The 22518-nt window shown below is 66.4% G+C and carries 21 protein-coding genes; 11 read left to right on the forward strand and 10 right to left on the reverse strand.

The annotated features are described in order from the left end of the window. Nucleotides 1-263: 263 nt before the first annotated feature. The 4 genes from QMG72_RS09650 to QMG72_RS09665 all read left to right on the forward strand — a co-directional run bounded on the left by QMG72_RS09650 (nt 264) and on the right by QMG72_RS09665 (nt 3722). The gene (locus QMG72_RS09650; protein ID WP_226773566.1) at nt 264-1553 is read left to right on the forward strand and encodes an adenylosuccinate synthase; all 1290 of its coding nucleotides are present in this window, start codon (nt 264-266) and stop codon (nt 1551-1553) included. A gap of 262 nt (nt 1554-1815) precedes the next feature. Further along, complete coding sequence (locus tag QMG72_RS09655) at nt 1816-2301, forward strand: hypothetical protein (protein ID WP_283480350.1); 486 nt, start codon at nt 1816-1818, stop codon at nt 2299-2301. Between the two features lie 87 nt (nt 2302-2388). Then, nucleotides 2389-2937, forward strand: coding sequence for an RNA polymerase sigma factor (locus QMG72_RS09660; RefSeq protein ID WP_226773904.1), 549 nt, complete (start codon nt 2389-2391; stop codon nt 2935-2937). After that, nucleotides 2934-3722 carry a hypothetical protein gene (locus QMG72_RS09665; protein ID WP_283480351.1) on the forward strand — a complete coding sequence of 263 codons (789 nt, stop codon included), beginning with the start codon at nt 2934-2936 and terminating at the stop codon, nt 3720-3722. Before QMG72_RS09660 ends, QMG72_RS09665 begins: the two co-directional genes overlap by 4 nt. A gap of 110 nt (nt 3723-3832) precedes the next feature. Here QMG72_RS09665 and QMG72_RS09670 read toward each other — a convergent pair whose 3' ends face one another. The 7 genes from QMG72_RS09670 to QMG72_RS09700 form a co-directional block, all read right to left on the reverse strand. After that, a complete protein-coding gene (locus QMG72_RS09670; protein WP_283480352.1) occupies nt 3833-4330 on the reverse strand; it encodes a CoA-binding protein in 498 nt (165 codons plus the stop codon). After that, nucleotides 4327-5652, reverse strand: a complete 1326-nt coding sequence (locus tag QMG72_RS09675; protein ID WP_283480353.1) for an O-acetylhomoserine aminocarboxypropyltransferase/cysteine synthase family protein — start codon at nt 5650-5652, stop codon at nt 4327-4329. The genes QMG72_RS09670 and QMG72_RS09675 overlap by 4 nt, the downstream gene beginning before the upstream one ends. Continuing rightward, nucleotides 5652-6881 (reverse strand): dimethylsulfone monooxygenase SfnG, encoded by a 1230-nt coding sequence (gene sfnG / locus QMG72_RS09680; protein ID WP_282359565.1) that lies wholly within the window; start codon nt 6879-6881, stop codon nt 5652-5654. Before sfnG ends, QMG72_RS09675 begins: the two co-directional genes overlap by 1 nt. Next, nucleotides 6874-8871, reverse strand: coding sequence for an acetate--CoA ligase (gene acs / locus QMG72_RS09685; RefSeq protein WP_226773909.1), 1998 nt, complete (start codon nt 8869-8871; stop codon nt 6874-6876). Before acs ends, sfnG begins: the two co-directional genes overlap by 8 nt. Beyond that, entirely contained in the window at nt 8847-9758 is a 912-nt protein-coding gene (locus QMG72_RS09690; RefSeq protein ID WP_226773910.1) for an ABC transporter permease, read from the reverse strand. Before QMG72_RS09690 ends, acs begins: the two co-directional genes overlap by 25 nt. Beyond that, nucleotides 9758-10795, reverse strand: a complete 1038-nt coding sequence (locus QMG72_RS09695) for an aliphatic sulfonate ABC transporter substrate-binding protein (RefSeq protein ID WP_283480354.1) — start codon at nt 10793-10795, stop codon at nt 9758-9760. Before QMG72_RS09695 ends, QMG72_RS09690 begins: the two co-directional genes overlap by 1 nt. A 131-nt stretch (nt 10796-10926) precedes the next feature. Continuing rightward, nucleotides 10927-11784: an ABC transporter ATP-binding protein gene (locus QMG72_RS09700; RefSeq protein WP_283480356.1), complete on the reverse strand. Its 858-nt coding sequence runs from the start codon at nt 11782-11784 to the stop codon at nt 10927-10929. A 337-nt stretch (nt 11785-12121) separates the two neighbouring features. Between QMG72_RS09700 and QMG72_RS09705 the strand changes: the two genes are divergently transcribed. The 5 genes from QMG72_RS09705 (at nt 12122) to QMG72_RS09725 (ending at nt 14923) form a co-directional block, all read left to right on the forward strand. After that, nucleotides 12122-12547: a CoA-binding protein gene (locus tag QMG72_RS09705; protein ID WP_283480357.1), complete on the forward strand. Its 426-nt coding sequence runs from the start codon at nt 12122-12124 to the stop codon at nt 12545-12547. 236 nt (nt 12548-12783) lie between these two features. Continuing rightward, complete coding sequence (locus QMG72_RS09710) at nt 12784-13494, forward strand: polysaccharide deacetylase family protein (RefSeq protein ID WP_226773914.1); 711 nt, start codon at nt 12784-12786, stop codon at nt 13492-13494. 53 nt (nt 13495-13547) lie between these two features. Then, on the forward strand, nt 13548-13955 hold the full coding sequence (locus QMG72_RS09715; protein WP_226773915.1) for an MmcQ/YjbR family DNA-binding protein: 408 nt from the start codon (nt 13548-13550) through the stop codon (nt 13953-13955). Then, a complete protein-coding gene (locus QMG72_RS09720; RefSeq protein ID WP_226773916.1) occupies nt 13952-14497 on the forward strand; it encodes a DUF1990 domain-containing protein in 546 nt (181 codons plus the stop codon). Before QMG72_RS09715 ends, QMG72_RS09720 begins: the two co-directional genes overlap by 4 nt. Before the next feature lie 132 nt (nt 14498-14629). Continuing rightward, nucleotides 14630-14923 (forward strand): DUF503 domain-containing protein, encoded by a 294-nt coding sequence (locus QMG72_RS09725; RefSeq protein WP_226773926.1) that lies wholly within the window; start codon nt 14630-14632, stop codon nt 14921-14923. A gap of 213 nt (nt 14924-15136) precedes the next feature. Here the strand turns inward: QMG72_RS09725 and purL are convergent, their stop codons facing one another. The 3 genes from purL to purS are packed head-to-tail and all read right to left on the reverse strand — an operon-like array spanning nt 15137 to nt 18472. After that, a complete protein-coding gene (gene purL / locus QMG72_RS09730) occupies nt 15137-17464 on the reverse strand; it encodes a phosphoribosylformylglycinamidine synthase subunit PurL (RefSeq protein ID WP_226773917.1) in 2328 nt (775 codons plus the stop codon). After that, on the reverse strand, nt 17461-18219 hold the full coding sequence (purQ, locus tag QMG72_RS09735) for a phosphoribosylformylglycinamidine synthase subunit PurQ (RefSeq protein ID WP_226773918.1): 759 nt from the start codon (nt 18217-18219) through the stop codon (nt 17461-17463). The genes purL and purQ overlap by 4 nt, the downstream gene beginning before the upstream one ends. Nucleotide 18220: 1 nt before the next feature. After that, nucleotides 18221-18472, reverse strand: coding sequence for a phosphoribosylformylglycinamidine synthase subunit PurS (purS, locus tag QMG72_RS09740; protein ID WP_056427643.1), 252 nt, complete (start codon nt 18470-18472; stop codon nt 18221-18223). A gap of 268 nt (nt 18473-18740) precedes the next feature. Between purS and QMG72_RS09745 the strand changes: the two genes are divergently transcribed. Further along, complete coding sequence (locus QMG72_RS09745; protein ID WP_226773919.1) at nt 18741-18926, forward strand: hypothetical protein; 186 nt, start codon at nt 18741-18743, stop codon at nt 18924-18926. A gap of 298 nt (nt 18927-19224) precedes the next feature. Further along, entirely contained in the window at nt 19225-22470 is a 3246-nt protein-coding gene (locus QMG72_RS09750) for a S8 family serine peptidase (RefSeq protein ID WP_502934655.1), read from the forward strand. The last annotated feature ends 48 nt before the right edge of the window (nt 22471-22518 follow it).

Raw genomic sequence — 22518 nt, forward strand, 5'->3', positions numbered from 1 at the left:
CGGGCGGGCCTGCGCAAGTCCTTCCGCCCGCGTTCCGCAGGCTGGACAGCGGGGTGCGTGCACCATCGGCGGGAAGTCCATTGGATGGTCAAATGAGCCGCAGCTACCGCGATCGGCTAAACTTGGGTGGTAAGAGCCCCGGACTCTGGCGTTGATGACAAGAGCACAGCGGTAGATTCGGGGCATTCTCATGAACGGCGCTGAGATCCGCGACCACCCGTGGATCACCCGGATTTCGGCCCGAACGAATGGGGGAGGATCCCATGCCAGCAATCGTGATCGTCGGAGCCCAGTGGGGCGACGAAGGCAAAGGTAAGGCCACTGACCTGCTTGGTGGCCGAGTCGACTACGTCGTCAAGCCCAACGGCGGCAACAATGCCGGGCACACCGTCGTCGTAGGCGGTGAGAAGTACGAGCTAAAGCTCCTTCCGGCCGGCATCCTGAGCCCCAACGCGGTTCCGATCATCGGCAACGGCTGTGTGGTGAACCTGGAGGCGCTGTTTGAGGAGATCGACGGCCTCGAAGCCCGCGGCGCCGACACTTCCAAGCTGCGCGTCTCCGCCAATGCCCATCTCGTCGCGCCTTACCACCAGGTCCTGGACAAGGTCACCGAGCGGTTCCTCGGCAGCCGCGCCATCGGAACCACCGGCCGCGGCATCGGCCCGGCCTACATGGACAAAGTCGCCCGGCTTGGCATCCGCGTCCAGGACGTTTTCGACGCCTCCATCCTGCGCCAAAAGGTCGAAGGCTCGCTGCGCCAAAAGAACGAACTCCTGGTCAAGGTCTACAACCGCCGCGACATCGAGGTGGAGGAGATTGTGGAGTACTTCCTGTCCTTCGCCGAACGCCTGCGCCCGCTGGTCATCGACAGCACCTACGTCCTGAACACCGCATTGGACGAGGGCAAAGTCGTCCTGATGGAAGGCGGCCAGGCCACCTTCCTGGACGTCGACCACGGCACCTACCCCTTTGTGACCTCCTCGAACCCGACGGCGGGCGGCGCCTCCGTGGGTTCGGGCATCGGCCCGACCCGCATCTCGCGCTCCATCGGCATTATCAAGGCCTACACCACCCGAGTGGGCGCCGGGCCGTTCCCCACCGAACTCTTCGACGACATGGGCATGTACCTGCAGAAGACCGGCGGCGAGTTTGGCGTCAACACCGGACGCCCGCGCCGTTGCGGCTGGTATGACGCCGTGCTGGCCCGCCACGCATCCCGCGTCAACGGCTTCACGGACTACTTCGTCACCAAGCTGGACGTCCTCACGGGCATCGAGCAGATCCCGGTCTGTGTGGCGTACGACGTGGATGGGGTCCGGCACGATGAAATGCCGATGACCCAGACCGAGTTCCACCACGCCAAGCCCATCTTCGAGTACTTCGAAGGCTGGACCGAGGACATCACCGGGGCCCGCACCCTGGCGGACCTGCCCGAGAACGCCAAGAACTACGTGCTGGCGCTCGAGAAGCTCTCCGGCACCCGTTTCTCCGCGATCGGCGTCGGCCCGGACCGGGACCAGACCATTGTTATCAATGACTTGATCAACGACTGACGCAACAACTGACGCACGACGGCGGCGGGTCACCTGGATAAGGTGGCCCGCCGCCGTCGTCGTTAACCGTCCCGGACCTGAAAAAGAACTTCCAATCCGCGCGTAACCTTTTGGGGCGCCTCAGCGATTACTCCTTTGTAAGCGCCGCCGGAACCTGGACCCCCATCAGGTATCCGGGGCCTTCCACTGCAAGTGCTGCCGGCGCCTGCCCCCATCGGGCGGCGCCGGCCAGCCTTCAATCAACCAAAGGATGCACGTTTTTATGAAGAGTGTTAGCACGAGCACCAAGATTGCTGTCGGCGCCGCTGTTCTCGCGGTTGGAGGCTTCTCCGGAATCGGCCTGGCCAACGCGGCCCAGGTTTCGAGCACCCAGCAGGCTGAAGTGAACCACGCTACGCCCGCCACCCCGGCAGTTCCGTCCGTTCCGGCAACTCCGGATCTGCCCGCTGTTCCCGCCACCCCGGCAGTGCCCGCCACCCCGGCAGTGCCCGCCACCCCGGACAGTGACGGCGCCGCGAAGGCCGGCGCCGACGTTGAGGATACCGACAGTGCCGCCGAGGGTTCCGTTGCCGCTGCGAAGGACGGCGTCTCCGTCCAGGGTGCAGCCAACGCCAGAGGAGGTGCCGAGGCCAAGGCCCACGCCGGCGTGACAGTGGCCACCCCGGCAGTTCCCGGCGCCCGGAACGTCCCCGCTGTCCCCGCTGTTCCGGCACTGCCGTCGGCCGAGCTGCCCAAGCTCGACAAGTAAGCACTGCACGCCTCCCTTCGGAGGTAACGGGGTGCGGCCGCTACACTATCGGGGCCGCACCGCCAGCAGTAACGGAAGGAAAGCCACTTGGCAGACCAGCTGAGCGATGACGATCTGTCAGCAGCCTTGGCTGGCGACCCGTCCGGATTCAGCGCCGTCTACACCTTGATTTCCCCCGCAGTGCTCGGTTACTTCCGGGCCAAGGGCGTCGATGACGCGGAGGCCCTGACCCAGGACGTATTTGTGGACGTTCTGCCGAAACTGGCGAATGTCACCGGTGGCCACAAAGGCCTGCGAACCTTCATTTTTTCGGTCGCCCACGCCAGGCTTGTAGACCACCACCGGCGCTCCGAACGGACACCGTGTCTGGCTGAATATAACCCGTTGAACGACGCGCGGTATTCCGCATCCGCCGAGGACGAGGCCCTCGGTTCCCTCGGCGGCCTGTCCTACACACTCTCCCGGCTCAACGGCGAGCAACGGGAAGTCCTGGTCCTGCGGATCGTCGCGGACCTTTCCATCGACCAGGTGGCCGGCATCATGGGCAAGAGCCCGGGTGCCATCAAACAGCTTCAGCGACGCGGGCTCAGCGCCCTGCGCGAACTCGTCACCGAAAAGGACCACGCAGCATTATGACCGGCACACGCGAACCCCTGCAGGATGGCGGCATTCAGGCGATGCTCCGTGATTCCGGTCTCGAGGGTGCCGCCGAACTCGGCAGCACCCTGGCGCAGCTCCAGGCCATGGTCCCGGACCGGGCCCCTACTCCCCGGGCCGACCTCGCGGCAATGCTCACCGCCGGCGGCAGCAGTTCCGCCGCTGCAGGTCCTGCTGCACACCCGACGGCGGCCGTACCCGCTGTGACGCCGGTGCCAGGCGCCATTGCCGGGGTCCTGCCGTGCGGGGTGGTCAGCCTCGGCGAACGCCGCGGCCGCAAGCGCGGGTTGGCGATCCTGGGCGGCGCCGTCGTGGGTGCAATGACGCTCGGTGCCGGCGCGGTCGCCGCCTCAAGCGAGGACTTCCGCAAAAATGTCAGCCACACTGTAGGCGGCATTTTCCAGCCCGCCGGCCCGACTCCCGACGTTGCTCCGGAGCCCGCCGCCCCGTCGCCGGCGGATATTCCGGCCCCGGTTGTGCCCGCCAACCCAGCCGGCAACCCTGCGCTGCCGCCGTCAGTGGACGCTCCTGAGGCACCGGAAACCCCCGCCGCGAAGCCTGCGAAGCCCGGCGGCGCGGGCACTCCGGCGGCTGAAGGCCGGGGTGGACTCCTCCCGCTGCCGCCCCATCGCCCTGTCATACCGGCCGTCACGCCGGCCGTGCCGGGACTTCCCGGCGCGGGCGAGAGCCGGACCCTCCCCAAGGCTCAGCTGCCGGGGCGGGCCATTCCCCGGGTGCTCCCTTCGCTCCCGGGCCAGCCCTAGGCCACGCGCTCCCGATCCGCCCAGTTCGCCGGTAGCGTGCGGGCTCGCCGTAGGACAACAGCGAGCTCGCACGTTACCGGCGAGTTCGGCATTCGAACGCGCCGGAAGCGCTAGGCCAGGACCTGCCGCTTGGCGGAAATGACCCCAGTGTCGAAGCCGGCCAGATGCAGACCGCCGTGGAACCGGGCATGCTCAATCTTCACGCAGCGGTCCATCACGACGTCGAGCCCGGCGGCTTCGGCTTCTTTCGCGACTTCCTCGTGCCAGGACCCAAGCTGCAGCCAGAGCGTTCCGGCTCCGGCCGCGATGGACTCCTCCAGGACTCCCGGCAGGTCATCGTGCTTGCGGAAGACGTCCACGATGTCCGGGCTCTCCGGCAGGTCCGCGAGTGAACTATACGTCGGCTGGCCCAGGATCTCCTCCACCACCGGGTTCACGAAGTACAGCCTGTACGGGGTGGAGGACTGCAGGTAGGTGGCCACAAAATAGCTTGCCCGGGACGGTTTGTCCGAGGCACCCACAATCGCGATGGACCTGGCGCTGCGCAGCAGGTTGAACCGTTCCGGTGTGGACGGCCCGGTCCAGGTACGGCTTTCTTCCCGGCTCATAGCAGCGCTCCGATCGTGCGCGCTTTGGATGCGGACTCTTCCGAGGCCGCATCCAAGGCCTGGTCGAGGTCCCACAGGATGTCCTCAAGGTCCTCGAGGCCGATCGAAATCCGGACCAGGTCCTCCGGGACTCCGGCGGATTCGAGCTGTTCCGGGCTGAGCTGCTGGTGGGTAGTGGAGCCCGGGTGGATGACCAGGGTCCGGGAGTCTCCTACGTTGGCCAGGTGCGAGGCCAGCTGCAGGGACTCGATGAACTTCTGCCCCGCGGCCCGGCCGCCCTTGACGCCGAAGGAAAACACCGAGCCCGGCCCCAGCGGCAAGTATTTCCTGGCCCGTTCGAAGTGCGGGTGCGAGGGCAGGCCGGAGAAGTTCACGTAGGCCACCCGTTCGTCCGCCTCGAGCCATTCCGCCACGGCCTGGGCGTTCTTCAGATGCTCGTCGAGGCGCTGGGGGAGCGTTTCCACCCCCTGCAGCAGCTGGAAGGCCGACATCGGAGACAGCGCCGGGCCGATGTCGCGGAGGTGCTCGCAGCGCAGTTTGGTGAGGAACCCGTATTCGCCGAAGTTCCCCCACCAGGAGACGTTGCCGTAGGACGCGACGGGCTCGGTCATCATGGGGAACTTGCCGTTGCCCCAATTGAAGCGGCCGCTTTCCACAACGACACCGCCGAGGGTGGTGCCGTGCCCGCCAAGGAACTTCGTGGCGGAATGGATCACGATGTCAGCCCCGTGCTCGATTGGCCGCACGAGGTACGGAGTGCTCAAGGTGGCGTCGACGACGAGCGGGATTCCGGCGTCGTGCGCGACCTTTGCCAGCACTTCAAGGTCCTGGATCTCCGAGGACGGGTTGGCGACCACCTCGACGAAGATCGCCTTGGTGTTCTCCCGGATGGCCGCGGCGTAGTCGGCCGGGTTGGTCCCCGGGACGAAAGTGGTGTCGACCCCGAAGCGGCGCATGGTGACGTCAAGCTGGGTCACCGTGCCGCCGTAGAGCTGGGCGGCGGCGACAATGTGGTCCCCGGCCTGGGTGAGCGCGGCGAAGGTGATGAATTCCGCGGCCATACCCGATGACGTGGCCACAGCGCCGATACCGCCCTCGAGGGAGGCGATGCGCTCTTCGAACGCGGCGACGGTTGGGTTGCCGATCCGGGAGTAGATGTTGCCGTACTTCTGCAGTGCGAAGAGGCTGGCGGCGTCCTGGGTGTCTTTGAAGACGAAGGACGTCGTCTGGTAGATCGGCACGGCGCGGGCGCCGTGCTCGGCATCGGGGGTGCCCCCGGCATGCAGGGCGCGGGTGCGGAAACCAAATTTGCGGTCAGACATTACGCGTTCACCAGCCCGGGGGTGGGGGTGGCCGAGACCGCCGGTGTGCCGGAGAGATCCAGTTCGCTGCCGTTCCTGCGGGCGAGGTCTGCCTCGAGTTCACGGACGATCGGCAGGATGTCCTGGCCGAAGGCGGCGACTTCCTCCTGGAAGTGCAGGTAGCCGGTGAGGAACAGGTTCACGCCGATCTTTTTGTACTCCACGATCCGCTCCGCGATCTGCTCCGGTGTGCCGATCAGCTGGGTTTTGAAGCCGTCGTTGTATTGGACCAGGTCCTCGAAGCTTGAGTCGGCCCACATGCCTTTGCCGTCCTTTGTGGACGCGCCGGCCTCCTGGACAGCGTCGCGGAAACCTTCGACGGCGGGTTTGTGCGCCTTCTCGACGATCTCGCGGAGGGTGTCGCGGGCTTCCCGTTCGGAATCACGGGCGATCACGAATCCGTTCAGGCCAAAGCGCGGGGCGGCGAGCGCGGGCTCGGTGGCGCCGGTCTTGGGCGCGGTCCCGCGTCCGCCTTCTGCCGCGGAAGCCACGACGCCGGCGATGTTCTCCTTGAAGCCTTCCAGGTCCTTGCCGTTGGAGAAGTACCAGTCGGCGACCCGGCCTGCCGTGGCCTGCGCAGCAGTGGAGTTTCCGCCGAAGAAGATCTCCGGGTGTGCCCGGCCGGGCACGTCCACCGGGGCCGGATTCAGGGTGAAGCCGGTGATGTTGTAATACTTTCCGGACTGGCTGTACTCCTGCTCGGTCCAGAGCCCGCGGAGGACGCGGATGAACTCCTCGGTGCGGACGTAGCGTTCGTCGTGTTCGAGCCAGTCCAGGCCGAAGTTCTCGAACTCCGCCTTAAGCCAGCCTGAAACGATGTTCACGGCGGCCCGGCCGTCGGAGATATGGTCCGCGGTGATGATGAATTTGGCGAGAACGCCGGGGTGCCACATGCCCGGGTGGACGGCGGAGATGACCTTGAGCCGCTCGGTGGCCGCCAGCAGCGCCAGGCTGAAGGAGGTGGCCTCGTGCTGTTTGTCCGCGCCGTAGGAGGCGGCATAGCGCGTCTGGGTCAGGGCGTATTCGAAGCCGGAATTCTCCGCGATCCGGGCCAGCTTCTTGTTGTACTCGAAGTCCCAGCCGGTGCGCTGTTCGATAGTGGAAACGACGAGGCCGCCGGAGACATTCGGAACCCAGTAGGCGAACTTGAGCGGTTCGGAGAGACGGGCCACATTGCTGATGTCAGTCATGGGTGTTCCTTACTTCTGGGGTATTTCGGGTTCGCAGGACATCCTGGATGTCCACGATGGATGGTTCGTTCTGGAGCGACGTGGTGTCGCCGAGCGCGCTGCCCTCGAACAGCTGGGTCAGTAGCCGTCGCATGATCTTGCCGCTGCGGGTCTTCGGCACATCCGGGACGACGACGACATCGCGGGGCTTGGCGATAGGCCCGATCGCCTTCGCGACGTGCGCCTTCAGTTCGGACGCGATGTACCCGGCAGCCGCTGCTTCGCGCAGAACGACGAACGCGACGATGGCGTGGCCGGTCTTCGGATCCGCGACGGGGCAGACCCCGGCCTCCACGACGTCCGGGTGTGCGACGAGGGCTGATTCGATCTCGATCGTGGAGAGCAGGTGTCCTGAGACGTTGAGGGTGTCGTCCACCCGTCCGAGGATCCAGATGTCGCCGTCGTCGTCGTATTTGGCACCGTCCCCCGCGAGGAACCACCCCTGCGCGGCGTACTGGCGCCAGTACGAATCGTAGTAGCGCTGCGGGTTCCCCCAGACGGTCCGGGCGATGGCGGGGCCCGGAGCGTCCACCACAATAAAGCCCTGGACGCCGGGCGGGACAGTGTCGCCGGCGTCGTCCACGATCCGGGTGCTGACGCCGGGCAGGGGCCGGGCGGCACAGCCGGGCTTAAAGCCGGCGTCGGTCGGGGCCGGGGAGAGAATGGTGGCGCCGGTTTCGGACTGCCACCAGGTGTCAACGACCGGGGCGGTTCCGGCACCGATGTTCTGCCGGAACCAACGCCATGCTTCGGGGTTGACGGCCTCACCGACGGTGCCGAGCAGGCGGATGGAGGACAGGTCGTAGCTGGCCGGGACGCCGTCGGGGAACCAGCCCATCAGCGAACGGACCAGGGTGGGAGCGGTGTAGTACTGCGTCACGCCGTAGCGCTCAATGATTTCCAAGTGCCGGCCCGGATGCGGAGTGTTGGGGGTGCCCTCGAAAATTACCTGGGTGACTCCGTTGGAGAGCGGACCGTAAAGCTCATAGGTGTGGGCGGTGACCCATGCCAGGTCTGCCGTGCACCAGTGAACGTCCCGGTCACGGAGTGCGGGGTCCGGATTGCTAAAGAGATGCTCGAAGCTCCAGGACGCCTGTGTCAGGTAGCCGCCGGAGGTGTGCACCAGGCCCTTGGGCTTTCCCGTGGTCCCGGAGGTGTACATAATAAACAACGGCGTTTCGGCGTCGAACACTTCGGCTTCGTGGACCTCGGAGGCCCGCCCGACGGCGTTATGCCACCACACATCGCGGCCCTCGGTCATCGGGACGGTCGCCAGAAGCTCCGGCGGGGTGGTTCGGTTGACTACCAGGACATGCTCGATAGCATTGTTGCCGGCCACGGCGGCGTCCGCATTGCCCTTGACCGGTACTGCCTCGCCGCGGCGGAACTGGCCGTCGGTGGTGACCAGCAGCTTCGCACCGGTGTCCGCTACCCGGAATCTGAGCGCTTCGGCGGAGAAACCGCCAAAAACCAGCGAGTGGACGGCGCCGATGCGTGCCACGGCCAAGGTGATGATGATGGTTTCGGGGATGACCGGGAGATAGATGACCACGCGGTCGCCCTTGCCGATTCCCAGCGCAAGCAGGGCGTTGGCAGCCCGGCAGACCTCCCGCTGCAGTTCGGCGTAGCTGATGGTGCGCCGGTCCCCGCGTTCGCCCTCGAAGTGCAACGCCACCTTGTCCCCGCGTCCCGCCGCTACATGGCGGTCGACGCAGTTGGACGCGACGTTGAGCCTGCCGCCCTCAAACCAGGTGATTCCCGGACCGGTGCCGGCAGCCCCGTCTGCCGGGATCCAGCGGTGGGTGGTGTGCCAGGGCCTGGCCTGCCCCGGCACCTCCTCCCAGTCGAGCCGGAGGGCAGCTGCCTCCCAGAAGGAGAGGCGCTCTTGTTCGGTGACCGGGAAACCCGCCGGTGCCGTTTCGGTGCTTATGCCCACCGGTTCACCGCCCATTTCTCGGCCAGGCCCAGCAGGGCGTCCGTGATCTTGCCGATCACGGCCAGCAGCACGATTGCGAGTAGGAGCCGGTCCGTGCGGCCGTTGTTCTGCGAATCCGTGAGCAGGAAGCCAAGCCCCATCGAGGACGCGATGAGTTCGGCGGCCACCAGGAACAGCCAGGCCTGGGCCAGCGCGAGCCGGAGTCCGGAGAACACTGCGGGAACCACTGCCGGAAGCTGGACGGTGGTCAGCAGCTTTACCCCGTTGAGGCCGAAGGCGCGCGCGGCTTCCACCAGGTTGCGGTCCACGTGCCGCAGCGCCAGGGAGACGGTCGTAAAGACGGGGAAAAAGGCGCCGATCAGGATCAGGGTGATCTTGGAATCCTCGCCGATTTTCATCCAGAGGATAAGCAGCGGTACCCACGCGAGGGAGGGGACGGCGCGGAGGGCCCCGATGGTCGGAGCCAGTAGGGAGTCGGCGACTTTGGACAGTCCTACCAGTGACCCGAACACCAGGCCAAGGGCCGCGCCGGCAGCAAAGCCGATCAGCACGCGCTGGGTGGAGATCGCGATGTGCTGGCCGAGTTGCCCGCGCTGGAGCAGGTCAAGGCCTGCCTCCAGCACCATCTCCGGCGGCGGGAGCTGGACAACGCTGAAGACCCCGGCAGCCGTGGAGACCTGCCAGGCGGCCAGAACCGCCGCGGGAAGGACCAATCCAAGGAACAGACGCGTCCAACGGCTGGCCAGGATCCCGGCGGGGAACCATCCGTTCGCCGGGGAGCCGCCAGCGCGCGAACCAGGGGAGGCCGGCCGGGCAGCGTCTGCCGGACGTGCGGGGACGGCTGCAGTGCCCCCGTCGGCAACGCTCGTGCCGGTGCCAGGCGGATTCCGGTGGTTTGTCATCAGGAATCCCTGATCGCGGATGCATCCGCCTTCTTCACCAGCGAGTCATCAAGAAGAGTCGACAATGCCGTGTCGATTTTGTCCTGGCCGGTGACATCCCCGGTCTCAACGAAAGTGGGGCCGATCTTGGCCAGGACCTTGCGCTGGGCCTCACCCGGCGCGGGGTCGACGGCGAGGTTGCTGCGCTCCAGGATCACGGTTTTGGCGATGCCGACGTCGAGGCCCGCGACGTCGGCGAGGATCTGCGCGGTCTCGTCCGGATTCGCGGCGGCCCAGGCACGGGCCTTCTCGTAGGCATTGACGACGGCCTGCGCCTGCTTCGGCTTAGCGGCCAGGAACGACTCGTTCGCGTTCAGGAAGCCGTAGCTGTTGAAGGACACGTTTCGGTAGAACAGCTTTGCACCGTTCTTCTCGGCGCCGGCCATAATCGGATCGAGGCCGGCCCAGGCATCCACGGCCCCGTTCTCCAGTGCCGTGCGTCCGTCCGCGTGCTGTAGGTTCTGCACGGTGACGTCCTTGGCCGAAAGTCCGGCTTCGGCGAGGGACTGCAGGAGGAAGAAGTACGGGTCGGTACCCTTGGTCGCGGCCACGGACTTGCCCCTGAGGTCGGCCACCGTGGCGATCCCGGAGGAGGGCCCCGTGACGAGCGCGGACCATTCGGGCTGCGAGTAGATGTCGATCGTCTTGATCGGGGAACCGTTGGCACGGGCCAGCAGCGCGGCAGATCCGGCCGTGGAACCGACGTCGATCGCGCCGGACCGCAGCGCCTCGTTCGCCTTATTGGAGCCCGCGGACTGGACCCAGTTCACTGTGACACCCTGGTCCTTGAGTGCGGCCTCGAGCCAGCCCTTCTTTTTGATGACCAGGCTCAGCGGGTTGTAGGTGGCGAAGTCGATATTCAGCGTGCCGCCCGAGACTGCGGCGGCGGGGGCCACGGAGGATCCTTCGCCCGCAACGCAGCCAGTAAGAGCAAGGGCGGCGGAGGCGGCAAGGGCCGCCACTACTGAACGGCGGGTGGTTGTGCGGGCGAATGACATGGCGATCCTCTGGGAAGTGAAAAATGCGGAAGTGAAGCAACGTGGACCGGAGCGAAAACTCGCGGTGTAACAGGAGGTGGCGCGGGCCGGGCAGCGGCATTCCGGCCGGCGTTCGAGGCGCCGGCGGGCTGCTAATGGCCGCCGACGCCGAGGGACTGAAAGAGCGAGGTCCGCAGGCTGGCCAGTTCCACGGAACCGCGGCCGCGGGGCCGCGCGCCGGGCACCACAGCGGTGCGAACGATCGTCGCGCTGGTCCCGGCCGCGGCGGATCCGGTACCGGGCCCGCTTTCTTTGCCCAGGACGATGATGCGGTCGGCAAGCTGGAGGGCCTCGTCGACGTCATGGGTCACAAGCAGCACAGTGGTGGGCTCGACTCGGTGGATCTCCAGCAGCAGGTCCTGCATCTTGATCCGGGTGAGCGCGTCGAGTGCGCCGAACGGTTCATCCAGCAGCAGGACACCGGGGTTGCGGGCAAGGGCGCGGGCCAGGGAGGCGCGCTGGGCCATGCCGCCGGATATTTCGCGGGGCCGGTGCTTGGCGAACTCCGTGAGGCCCACGAGGTCAAGCAGCCGGGCCACCTTAGCCTTTCCGTCCCTGGCGCTGATGCCTGCGGGCAGGCCGATCGCGATGTTGGCTTGCAGGGTGTGCCACGGCAGGAGGCGCGGTTCCTGAAAGGCGAAAGCGCAGCGGGAGTCGATGCCCTGGACCGGTGTGCCGTCGATCTCAACACTGCCGGCGGTGGGGGAGTCGAGCCCTGCGGCGGCCCGGAGCAGCGTGGACTTTCCGCATCCGGAGGTGCCAAGGATCGCGAGGACTTCGCCGGCCCGGATTTCGAAGTCGACGTCGCGCAGGACGGTGTGCGCCGCGGCCCCGGCCCCGAAGGTGCGGCGCAGCGATCGGAAGGCAACCGGCAGCGCCGGGGTGCGGGGGGCGGCTCGGGCGGCGTCGTAGGACGACGCCGGCGCGGGGGCGGACAGGGCAGTAGTCATGGGGCACTCCATCGGTCCTGGCAGTAGCACCCTACGGAAAGAGCCGCTCGGCCGGATGGTCAGTCCGGCCGTTCCCGCGGCTCTTACCTCGTTATCGCCGGAGCCAAGGGAAGAACTCCGGCGACCAGGGTTGCTGCGGCTTCATCGATCCAGGTCTCTCGGCCGCTCGGGATGGTCACCTTCTACTAAAACGGAATTGCCGGTTTTGCCCAAATCGACAACGTAATATTCGGAAACCTGACGGCGCGGGCAGGTGTTTCCGTAGATTATTCGAAACGCCGTGCCGGGGTGCCGTGACCCCGCGCGGGATGGCCGCGCGCGGGCCTAGGCTGGGTAGATGACCCATGTGAACGACCCCGCAGTCATCGAACGGCTCCTGCGCGAGAAGGGGCGCTGGGCCATCGTCGGACTGTCGACGAATCAATGGCGGGCGGCATACCAGACGTCCCTGTTTATCCGTGACAGTCTCGGGATGGAGATCGTCCCGGTAAACCTGCCCGGGGATGCCGTCCACGGCGAGCCCGGCTACGCCAGGCTGGCCGACATCCCGGCGTCCGGCCATGCCCTTGACGTTGTGGACTGCTTCGTGAATTCGCAGCGGGTCGGAGCCGTAGTGGACGAAGCGATCGCCGCCGGCGCGAGGGCCGTCTGGCTGCAGCTGGGCGTGATCGACGAGGCCGCCGCCGCCCGTGCCAAAGCCGCAGGGCTGGACGTGGTGATGAACGCCTGCCCGGCGCAGGAAGCGCCGCGGTTCGGTCACTGAGTAACGGCCGCAGGCTGCCGGTCACTTCGACCTGCTATTCTGCGCCGGACCTACTTCGCCTAGCGCTGGGACCAGACTTGTGTGAGCACCACGTAACAGAGCCCCGGCGGCCCCTTGGGCGCCGGACGGCGCTTGGGTTCCTGGGCGCCTCGCTGGCGACGGCCTTGGTGGCCTGCGCGGATCCGGCTGGCCCGTCCACTGCGCCGCCGCAAGCACCCGGCCCCGCAGCCCCTGCCGTGTCCGCCCCTGCCGTGTCCGCCCGGCCCGGGCGTCTGCGCCTCCCGCTCTTGCCCGACGACGGACCCACCCGACGTCCGCGCGCACCGGTTATCCGGGATTTCACGCTGCCTCCGGTTCAGAACGGGCTGGCGCCGGTGCTGACCAAGATCGAGACGAAGCAGCCGGTGGTTTTCCTCACCATTGACGACGGGGTGGCGAAATCTCCCGAAATGATCCGGCTGATGGCCGCGTACGATTATCCGGCGTCGATGTTCCTGACCCGGAACTTCGTTCAGGACAACCCCGGTTTCTTCGAACCCTTCGCCGCCCAGGGGAGCCTGGTGGAGAACCACACACTGAGCCACAACATCAACATGGTCACTCAGATGGGGTACCAACAGCAGCTCGCAGAAATCACCGGTATGCAGGATTATGCCCAGCGGGTGTTCGGACGGCGTCCCGCGCTGTTCCGCCCGCCCGGTGGCGCCTACTCGATCAGCATGCGGCAGGCAGCCGCGGCGGCAGGGATTAAGGCGATCGTCACCTGGGAGGCTAAAGCCAACGCCGGCCGGATGGACTACCAGTACGGCAATACCCTGCGTCCGGGGGATATTGTGCTGATGCATTTCCGCCCCGAGTTCGCCGCCGATCTGGCTGCTTTCCGGGCCGCCCAGCTGGCCGCCGGCCTTGAAGTGGTGCTGCTGGAGGACTTTCTCGGCGTCGTTTGAGGTACTCCCGGCGGGGACCCAAGAAAGTCGGCGGAGGCAAGTAGGCTGAGTTCATGGACGCAGCGGGACTTCGTGGAATCTGCCTTGGCTTGACCGGTGCTTTCGAAGACTTTCCGTTCGGCCCGGAGACCGCTGTCTTTAAGGTGCGGGCCGCAGTGTCCGGCGGCGTCCGCCACGAAGCAAAAATATTCGCCCTCTCTGCCCTGCAGGCGACTGACTTCTCCGTCAGCCTGAAATGCGAGCCGGCCCTGGCAGAGCAGCTGCGTGCGGCGCACCCCGAGATCACCGGAGCCTGGCACCTGAACAAGAAGCACTGGAATGGTGTGCGCCTGGATGGTTCCCTTCCCGATGCGATGGTGCGCGACATGGTTGAAGATTCCTACGACCTCGTGGTGGCTTCGCTGAACCGCCGCCAGCAGGAACAGCTGGGCTGGGCGCGGCTGGCAGGAGGCCGGGCATGAGCGCGCGGATCGCGGCCGGAGAGCTGAACTATCCGGGCATCGGCTCCACGGAGCATGGGCCGGCGCCTGCGGGCTACGAATGCCTGGTCACGCACGCCTACGTGGGCGAGGGCCTGGCCAGCTACCGGCGCGTGGTCCAAGGGACGCTGAACTGGCAACTGCAGAAACGGGCAGGACTGCGTGTCCGCGCGGAATCGGATGTGGTGGCCCCCGGCACCCGCGTGGTCAGCGGGTTCGGCGTCGGGCCGTTCCGGATCGACGCACCGTGCGAGGTGGTCTGGGTCCGCCGCCCGGTACCCGGTAAGGGCCCGCAGTCCGCCGGGTTCGGCTACGGGACCCTCCCCGGGCATCCCGTCCGGGGCGAGGAGGCGTTCGAGATTTCCATCGATGCAGGGGGCCGGGTAGCTATCCGGATCACGGCGTTTGGGGTGCCGTCCAACTGGTTCTACGCGGCGGGCGACGTGCTGGCGAAGCGGGTGCGGGGCCACATCACGTCCCGCTACATCCGGAGTGCACGGGAACTTGCCGCAGGGGTGGACTGAGAGCAGCAACAGTGCTGAATCAACTGACCCTCGACCCAGCAGGGCCTCGACCGGACGCCGCATGAGGGACGCCGCTGCGCTCGGGCGATGGTGGAGCTCGCCATCGTCTAGAACCTCAGGAGGGACAGTGCAATGTGGATCGGCTGGATTGAATGTGACCTGCTCCTTGGCGACGTCCACAGCCTGAAGGAAAAGCGGTCCGTGGTGCGGCCCGTGCTGGCCGAGCTGAAGCGGCGTTTTGAGGTCTCCGTGACCGAGGCTGGCCTCCAGGACCAGTACCGGCGGACCATAATCGGCGCCGGTCTCGTCGCAGCGGACCGGGCTCATCTTATGGAAGTTCTTGCCGCCGTCGAACGCTTTGTCGCCGCCCGGCCCGACATGGAGCTGCTCAGCGTCCGCCAACGGGAGTTGCGCAGCGATGACTGACCTCAACTGATCGATGCAGCAGCGGCGGTGCGGGTGCCGCCAGGGCCCGCGGTCCCGGGCAGGACGAGCCTCCGCCGTGGACCGCCGCGGTCAGTGCTGTCCAAGCCACGCGGGGTGACTTGGCGCCCATCCCGAGGGGGTTCTCCAAGCGGCAAGTGGCCCCACGGCGCGGTCGGTTAGGCCCGCGCCGTGGGGTCAGGGTTGCGGTGCGGACTAGCCGAAGTACTTCGGCAAGGTAGCCTCGTGGGCTTCGCGGAGCGAGGCGAGGTCCAGGGTGTCGACGCCGTTGATCTCAAGCGTGCCGCCCTCGGCGTCCACGACGCCGATCCGGAGGTGCGCGAAGCCGCGGGCGGTGCACATGTCCTTGAACCTGATTTCCTCGGAGCGGGGCACCGCCACGATGGCGCGGCCCTGGGTCTCGGAGAACAGCGCGGTGAACAGGTCCACGCCATCGCGGTCCAGGATATCCTGCAGCGCAATCCGGGCACCCACGCCGTAGCGCAGCGAGGACTCCACGAGGGCCGCGGCAAGGCCGCCCTCGGAGAGGTCGTGCGCGGAATCCACCATGCCGTCGCGGGAAGCGTTAATCAGGATCTCGCCCAGCGCACGCTCGGCGGCCAAGTCAACCTTGGGAGGCAAACCACCCAGGTGTCCGCGCATGTTGGACCACTCCGAACCGTCCAGCTCCGCAGCGGTTGTGCCGAGGAAATAGATGGCCTGGCCGTCTTCTTGCCAGCCCGACGGCGTGCGCCGGTCGACGTCGTCGAACTTGCCCAGCACGGCCACCACGGGGGAGGGGTGGATGGGCACTGTGCCGGTCTGGTTGTAGAGCGAAACGTTGCCGCCGGTGACCGGGATGCCCAGGACCATACACGCGTCGGACAGGCCGCGGATGGCTTCGGCAAGCTGCCACATAACGTCGGGATCCTCGGGCGAGCCGAAGTTCAGGCAGTCGCTGACGGCCATCGGCACGGCGCCGGAGGTGGCGACGTTGCGGTACGCCTCGGCCAGCGCCAACTGTGCGCCGTGGTAGGGATCAAGGTAGGTGTAGCGGCCGTTGGCGTCGGTGGCCAGAGCCACGCCCAACCCGGTTTCCTCGTCCACCCGGACCACGCCGGCGTCGTCCGGGAACGACATCGAGGTATTGCCGCCGACATAGCGGTCGTACTGGCTGGTAATCCAGGACTTGCTGCACATGTTCGGCGAGGAAACGAGCTCGGTGATGGCGGTGGCCAGGTCCGCGGGGGCGGACGGGCGGCCGGCGTCCTGCACGGACCCGGTGAAGGAGTCGGCCTGCACGGCGTCCTGCCAGGCGGGGCGGGCAAACGGCCGGTCGTAGACCGGCCCGTCGTGGGCCACTGTGCGCGGGTCGACGTCAACAATCACGTCACCTTCCCACGTGATGATGAGGCGTCCGGTATCGGTCACCTCGCCCAGCCAGGAATACTCGACAGCCCACTTGTCCATCACGGCTTCAAATGCTGCGACGTTTTCCGGGGTGACGACGGCCATCATGCGTTCCTGCGACTCGGACATCAGGATCTCGCCCGGCGTCAGGGTGGGGTCGCGCAGCAGGACGGAGGTGAGCTCGACTTCCATGCCGCCGTCGCCGTTGGAGGCGAGCTCGGAGGTAGCGCAGGAGATGCCGGCGGCGCCGAGGTCCTGGATGCCCTCAACCAGGGAGCCCTTGAACAGTTCGAGGCAGCATTCGATCAGGACCTTCTCGGCGAAGGGGTCCCCGACCTGGACGGCCGGACGCTTGGAGGGTTTGGTGTCGTCGAAGGACTCCGAGGCCAGCACGGAGGCGCCGCCGATGCCGTCACCGCCGGTGCGGGCTCCGAAGAGCACCACCTTGTTGCCCTTGCCGGAGGCGTTGGCGAGGCGGATGTCCTCGTGCCGCATCACGCCGACGGCGAGGGCGTTGACCAGCGGGTTGCCCTGGTACACGGAGTCGAAGACCATTTCGCCGCCGATGTTCGGCAGTCCCAGGGAGTTGCCGTAGCCGCCGATGCCGGCGACGGCGCCGTGCATCACGCGGGCGGTATCGGGGTGGTCGATGGCGCCGAACCGCAGCGGATCCATTACGGCCACGGGCCGGGCACCCATCGAGATGATGTCGCGGACGATCCCGCCGATGCCGGTCGCGGCACCCTGGTAGGGCTCGACGAACGACGGCGAGTTGTGCGACTCGATCTTGAACGTCACCGCCCAGCCGTCACCGAGATTCGTGACGCCGGCATTTTCGCCGATGCCCACAAGCATGTCCTTTTTCATCTCCTCGGTCACCTTTTCGCCGAACTGGCGCAGGTGGTTCTTGGAGGACTTGTAGGAGCAGTGCTCGCTCCACATCACGGAATACATGGCGAGCTCGGCGCCTGTCGGGCGGCGGCCCAGGACCTTAACGACTTCCTCGAACTCGTTCTGCTTCAGGCCCAGCTCGGCCCACGGCAGCTCGACGTCCGGTGTCTTGGCCGCGTTCTCGACCGTGTCGATGTTGAACTTCTTGGTCTCGGTGGCGTTGGGGCGCGACGTGTCCGTCATTTGTTGTCTCCCACGATCTTGTTCAGGACAGAGGTGAAGAAGCCAAGGCCCTCGGTGCCGGAGCCGTTCTCGGGGCCGAATCCTGCTTCCACGGCGTGTTCCGGGTGCGGCATAAGGCCCACAATGTTTCCCGCGGCGTTGGCGATGCCGGCGATGTCGCGGCGGGAGCCGTTCGGGTTGAAGCCGACGTAGCGGAACACCACACGGCCCTCGGCTTCCAGCGCGTCAAGGGTCTTGGCGTCCGCGATGTACTGGCCGTCCTGGTTCTTCAGCGGCACGGTAATTTCCTGGCCGGCGGCGTAGTCGCCGGTCCAGGCGGTTGTGTTGTTTTCCACCCGCAGGACCTGGTCGCGGCACATGAATTTCAAGTGGTCGTTTTTGATCATCGAGCCGGGCAAAAGGTGCGATTCGGTCAGGATCTGGAAGCCGTTGCAGATGCCCAGCACGGGCAGCCTGCCGTCCGAGGTCGCGGCGTCGATGATTTTGGTCATCAGCGGCGCGAACCGGGAGATGGCGCCGGCGCGGAGGTAGTCGCCGTAGGAGAAACCACCGGGAATGACGACGGCGTCGACGTCCCCCAGGGTGGTGTCGGCGTGCCAGAGCGGGACGGCGGTGGCGCCTGCGAGCCGGACCGCCCGGATGGCATCGCGGTCGTCCAGGGTGCCGGGGAAGGTCACGACGCCGATCTTCGCGCCGGCGAGCCGGGGCTCTGCGGCGACGGCAATGGCTTCGCCAATCAGGGGAAGTTCAGTCATCTCAGGCCTCGACGACCTCGACGTTGACGACGTCTTCGATCACCGGGTTGGACAGCAGGGTCTCCGCGGCGTTCCGGGCCTGGGCCAGGATCTCTTCGGTCACCTCGCCATCGACCGTGAGTTCAAAGCGCTTGCCCTGGCGGACAGCGCTAAACGCGGTGAAGCCCAGACGGGGGAGTGCACCCACGATGGCCTTCCCCTGGGGGTCGAGAATCTCGGGCTTGGGCATAACGTCGACAACGATCCGGGGCATCCGGCAACTCCTGTGCGTGAGCGTTGGGTAAGGGCGCAGCGGAGTGGTGCCGTCTCACGCCGGTCTGCTGTGTGGTGAGGACAGCGTAAAAGGGCGCTCCGCGAGCTTGCATCCCTATTCTACCGGCCGCGGTGCGTCCGGCCGCATTCGCGCGGGCAGTGTGAACACCGGCAGCGCGGCGGGCGCAGGCGCTGGTGCGCCCTTCGGCTCCGGCCCGGGACGCCGCAGTGCTCTGGTCACCCCGGTGCCCCGTCAGTAGCATGTGCCTATGGCTGAGAAAACGAAGTCCGTGCTGTTGCCCGTTGTTGCTGCTGCCGTTTTTGCGGGCCTCGGGAGGATGGTCCTGCAGAAGGTCATGGGGGACCGGAAGGCCAGGGAAAGCAATGTGGCCGGCCCGCTTGACGAGAAGACCCGCGCCGGGATCAGCGAACTGGTGAGGACGCCGCGGGAGTAGCGTGCCGGCGAGACGCCCGGCTCCTTTCTTCCGGGGGCCGCAATTCGGCCTCCGGGGCCCACCCGGGCGGCCCGGCCCAAGGATCTTGTCGAATTGTGTGACAAATTTCGATTTCCTGTTTGTGTTCTATGTCATAACCGGCTCTCAGTCTGTACTGTATGAATCGGCTGGTATCCTTCAGGGCCGTGAGGTTCCTAGCTCTTTCAGTCCTGCCAGTCCCCTGACCCGGTAGTGCCGCCGCAGTCCCCTGACCCGGCAACGCCGCCGGTATCGTTCCTTATGAAAGGTTCAACTACACGTGAAATCACCAGGAAAGAGCTTCCTTCGAAGCGGGGGACTCCGGAGGGCCGCGGCACTGACCCTGGGCTTGCCGGTTCTCTTGTCAACAGCCGCAATCGCGCCCGCCACGGCGGCTCCCGCGATGGGCTCGCCCGTCGCCGGAGTTGCGCAGAAGAATCTGGATCCGAACAGCTACCAGGACGGACGCTACATTGTCGTCCTCAATGAGAAACCGGCGGCCACCTACGATGGCGGGACGCCCGGGCTGGCGGCAACCAAGCCGGACTCCGGCAAGAAGCTCGACACCGGGAAGACCGACGTCCAGCGTTACGAGGCCCACCTCGAAGCGAAGCAGGCCGAGGTCGCCGGGCAGCAGAACGTCCGGATCAAGCGGCAGTTCACCGCGGCCGTCAACGGTTTCAGCGCAAACCTCACGGGGGACCAGGCCATCAAGCTGGCCAAGGACCCCGGCGTGCTGGTGGTTGCTCCGGATACCGAAAACGCCCCGGACTACTCGAGCACTGACTTCCTGAAGCTCAGCGGCCCCAACGGCACCTGGAGCACGAAGTTCGGCGGCCAGGCGGCCGCCGGCAAGGGTGTTGTCGTGGGTGTCATCGACACCGGCTACACCCCCTCCAGCGCCTTTTTCGCCGGCGACCAGGTTATGCCGCTCGTTGGCGATCCCGTCGTTGGCGTGCCGTACCGCACCGACGACGGCAAGATTGCAATGCTCAAGTCCGACGGCGATACCTTCACCGGCGAGTGCCAGAAAGGCGAGGGTACCGGCGCAGACTTTGACGGCTCCGCCTGCAACTCCAAAGTCCTCGCGGCGCATTACTTCGCCGATGACTTCCTGACGTACGTTCCGGCGGAAGAACGCTCCCCGCTGGAGAAGATCTCCCCGGTCGATGTCGCCAGCCACGGCACGCATACGGCCAGTACCGCTGCCGGGAACGCGAACGTCGAGACTTTCGTTGACGGTCGCAGCTTCGGTCTGACCAGCGGCATCGCCCCCGCGGCCAAGCTCTCTGTTTACAAGGTCTGCTGGGAGGATACCGACCCGAACAGCGGCGGCTGCTACAGCTCCTCATCGATCGCCGCAGTCGACCAGGCCATCTACGACGGTGTGGATGTCCTGAACTATTCGATTTCCGGCGCCACCTCCACCACCACCGATCCGGTCTCCATGGCGTTCCTGTCGGCCGCCTCCGCCGGAATCTTCGTGGCAGCATCGGCCGGTAACTCCGGCCCGACGGCGAGCACAGTGAACCACGGTGAACCGTGGGTCACGACTGTCGCTGCCAGCAGCTTCTCGCAGGAACTGCAGGGCACCGTCGAGTTCTCCGACGGAAGCAAGTTCCGCGGCGCCAGCATCATGAACCGCGAAGTCCAGGGTGCCGGCGTCGTGCTGGCTGCCAACGCGGCCGCCACGGCCGGAATCCCCAACGCAGCACTTTGCGGCCCGGACACACTGGACCCGGCGAAAGTCGCCGGCAAGGTAGTGGTCTGTGACCGCGGCGTCTTCGATCGCGTCGCCAAGAGCAAGGAAGTCCAGCGCGGCGGCGGTGTCGGCATGATCCTCGTCAACCTGAGCAACTCCTCGCTGGACACGGACAAGCACGCCGTCCCGACCGTCCACGTCAACCCGCCGGCCACCGAGACCATCAAGGCCAAGGTCACGGCCAACCCGGCCATAACGGTTTCCCTGGTCAACAAGGACACCACCGGCCTGGCGCCTGAGGCCCAGCCGCAGATCGCCGGTTTCTCGTCCCGCGGCCCGCTGCTGGCAACCGAATCCGACCTGCTGAAGCCTGATGTGACTGCCCCCGGCGTTGCAGTCCTGGCGGGCGTTTCGCCGATAGGCACCGGCGGGGACAACTTTGGCTTTTTGTCCGGTACCTCCATGGCGGCTCCGCACGTCGCCGGCTTCGGCGCACTGGTCCTCGGCAAGAACCCGAAGTGGTCCCCGGCCACGGTCAAGTCCGCGATGATGACCACCGCCGGTGACATCAAGAATGCCGACGGCAGCAAGAACACCGATGTCCTCGCCACCGGCGCAGGCCAGGTTGATCCGGCCCGCATGCTGGACCCTGGACTGGTGTACGACGCCAACGAAGACGACTACCTGAAGTTCATCCAGGGCACCGGAGTGGACCTCGGCATCCCGGGGCTGGGCAGCACAAAGGCCCGCGACATGAACGTCCCGTCGTTCTCGCTGGGCAACCTGACCGGCAAGATCGAAGTAACCCGGACCCTGACCGCGCTGACCCCCGGCACCTACCGGGTCAAGGCCGACGTCCCCGGTGTCAAGGTCACGGTAACCCCGTCCATCCTGACGTTCGGAACGGCAGGGGAGAAGAAGAACTTCAAGGTCTCCTTCGAGAATCAGAGCGCAGCACTGGGCAAGTTCGCCATGGGCTCGCTGACCTGGCAGGGCGCCAACAAGAACGTGGCTTCCCCGATCGCGGTCCGTCCGCAGTCGGTCGTCACCTCCAAGGATGTTGCCTTCACCTCCGAGGGCGGCACCGGCTCCGGTGACCTCAAGGTTGTCTCGGGCACCAACAATGCCATCAACATGACCCTGGACGGTCTATCCAAGGCGGACTCCTCTGCCGTTGAACTGGTCCCCGGTCCGGTGGCCCTTGGGGTTACGAACGCCTCGAACTTCGCCAAAGCCGTCCAGGTGCCGGCCGGCAGCCCGCTGGCCAAGCTCTCGGTCTACTCCGCGGACCCGAATGCCGACTTCGATATGTATGTGGTGAATCCCGCCAACCAGCTGATCCAGGTCGCAACCTCGTCTGCGAGCGAGTCGCTCTCAATCCCCAACCCGACCCCGGGAACCTACCGGATTTTCGTGAACCTCTACGCCAGCCCCAACGGCCAGGCCACGAAGGCGAGCGTCGATGCAGCTGTGCTCGGCTCCAATGTCGGCAACGCGACGTTGACGCCCAACCCGTTGCGTCTTGCCAACGGCAAGTCCGGAGTCGTGACGCTGAAATGGAAGAACCTGGCAGTCGGTTCCTACATCGGCCGGGTGACGTTCGCCGGCACCAGCGAGCCGACGTTTGTCAGTGTGCTCGTGACTCCGGCAGGCGCCGTGGTGGTGCCGCCGACCTCTGAGGACCAGGACAGCAATGACGGTCCCGGTGACAGCGGCGACGGAAGCCACGACGGCAAGGACAAAAAGGACAAGGGCAAAAAGGTGAAGAAGGAGCAGGCTAAGTTCCAGAACGAGGAACTTAGCGCTCCCAACAACGCCGTCTAGGCGCAGTTCCAGTCCTGACAAAACGGCAACGGCCGGCGGTTTGCACCG

This window comes from Pseudarthrobacter sp. PH31-O2, assembly GCF_030063265.1.
Taxonomy (GTDB): Bacteria; Actinomycetota; Actinomycetes; order Actinomycetales; family Micrococcaceae; genus Arthrobacter.